Genomic DNA, 1,629 nt, shown 5'->3' on the forward strand with positions numbered 1-1,629 from the left:
ACACCCAATGTCGAGGCTGGTTTTAAATGTCCGGGTTTGGACTTTTTAGAAATGTCCGGTTTTGAGGTTCAGAAATCTCTACTTTCAAGGGCTTTTAAACACCGAGCCTGCCCGCGTTCCGGCAGTTCTGAGGACCGCTGCATTCAGGTCTTCAAGCGTCAGTTCACGCTGCTTGCGGGTGCCCACCTTGCGCTCCTTCGGACGTGCTGCCTCGCCCTGGTTGGTCCTCGATGGCGAGCCTGACGCACGCCGGTCATCGCGCTGCGCCTGGATCACCTGCGCCATCTGCAACGTGTGTCCGAGCCGCTTGTTGTCGACCACCGCCGCCTGATCGATCTCCGAGAGCCGGTCATACGGCACACAGGGCAGGGCAGCGCCATTGACCCGGATCTCGATGCGTCCGTCCGGATATTCGAACACGTCCAGATAGTTGTGAATGAGGCTGCGGTTTGCCACCGTGTCTTCCAGCAGGTAGATCACGCGGTCGTACTGCACCGTCAACACCTTCGACACGCGCCGCGGCACACGAACCGTCAGGATCAGGTCAAGATCGTCGTCGGCACGCAGCGGCCGGTGTGCATCGAATGTGCTCCTGGGCACCTTGCCGAACCGGCCGTTGAAGTCAGCCATGAAGTGGGGCGCATAAGCGTTGGCCGCCTCCTTCGTGCCGATGCCGCGCAGCCGCAGTTCCTTCACGAGCCGGTCCTGCAGCGTCAGATTGGCGCGCTCGACGCGCCCCTTGGCCTGACTGCTGTTCGCACAGAACGTATCCACATTCAGCTCATACAGGGCGCGGCCAAACTGCGTCACGCCCTTGCCAGGCGTCACCGAATGAGTGTTGCAATGAAATACGCTGGCCTTGTCGCTGTACAGCGCCACGGGCTTGCCATGCTGTTCCAGATAACCGCGCATCGCCTCGAAATAGCTGAAGGTCGATTCGGCCGCCGTGAAGTGCAGCGCCATCAACCGGCCTGTGGCATCGTCGATGAACACCAGCAGCGTGCACGCCGGCGCGCGTTCCTCGAACCAGCGATGATCGCTGCCGTCGATCTGCACCAGTTCGCCCAGGCATGCGCGGCGGTTTCTCGGCTGGTGGAGTTTCGGCGGCCGCAGTTTACGTGGAATCCATAGCCCGGCTTCCCGCATCCAGCGCCGCACGGTTTCCTTCGCCAGCACCACGCCATGACATTCAGCCAGCTTCTCGCACGCCAGCGTCGGTCCGAAGTCGGCATAGCGCTCACGCACCAGCGCCATGGCCCGTGCCCGCAGATCAGCCGGCAGTTCGCGGTTGCCGGGCTGGCCACGCCGGGCCGACACCAGCCCGGCAGGTCCACCGGCCTGATAGCGATGCACCAGCCGGTTGACCTGGCGCTCGCACAGCTGCAGACGCTCGGCTGCCTGAAAAACCTTCAGCCGGTGTTCGACAACCGCCTCAATGATCTTGACCCGCTCAAGCTCGTGCATGCTGATCGTGACGAATCCACGTGCGTTCATGTCCGGCTCCCTGGGCGACTACCATGGCGCAGCATGCGCGTAGTGCGTGGCTCAGGGAGTGAAACCGGACATTTCGAATGAGCCAGAATCGGACATTATCAAAAAGCCCTGACACCCAATATGTTGATAATTTAT

The 1,629-nt window shown here is 61.4% G+C and carries 1 protein-coding gene; it reads right to left on the reverse strand.

What is annotated here, in order from left to right:
- Positions 1–84: 84 nt before the first annotated feature.
- The gene (locus HHL24_RS43270; RefSeq protein WP_169491338.1) at positions 85–1,494 is read right to left on the reverse strand and encodes an ISNCY family transposase; all 1,410 of its coding nucleotides are present in this window, start codon (positions 1,492–1,494) and stop codon (positions 85–87) included.
- Positions 1,495–1,629: the final 135 nt, after the last annotated feature.

It is taken from the genome of Paraburkholderia polaris (genome assembly GCF_012927345.1).
GTDB classification, from domain to species: Bacteria; Pseudomonadota; Gammaproteobacteria; order Burkholderiales; family Burkholderiaceae; genus Paraburkholderia; species Paraburkholderia polaris.

Bases quoted from the DNA above. Each gene is read 5' to 3' on its own strand.
- HHL24_RS43270 (WP_169491338.1), bottom strand. From the start codon at position 1,494: ATGAACGCACGTGGATTCGTCACGATCAGCATGCACGAGCTTGAGCGG.